A 236-nucleotide genomic window follows, 5' to 3' on the forward strand; every position below is an offset into this window, starting at 1 on the left:
GGGCGGGGCCGTGTAATCGACATCACCATGTTCGATGGCATGGCCGATTGGATGGCCGTTCCCCTCCTTCACTTCGAGCATGCAGGACGCGAGACGCAGCGTTATGGTCTCGCACACGCTTCCATATATCCCTATCGTCCCTATTCCTGCCGCGACGGTGCGCTCGTCGTTTCCATTCAGCAAAACAGCGAGTGGAAGCGGTTTTGTGACACGGTCCTTCGGCGCCCGGATCTGGT

At 58.9% G+C, this 236-nt stretch carries 1 protein-coding gene; it reads left to right on the top strand.

The annotated features are described in order from the left end of the window. Positions 1–27: 27 nt before the first annotated feature. Positions 28–236 (top strand): CoA transferase (locus SB772_RS45580; protein ID WP_410839226.1); only part of this gene is annotated, 209 nt, incomplete at its 3' end.

Source organism: Paraburkholderia sp. SIMBA_030 (assembly GCF_046535245.1).
Taxonomy (GTDB): Bacteria; Pseudomonadota; Gammaproteobacteria; order Burkholderiales; family Burkholderiaceae; genus Paraburkholderia.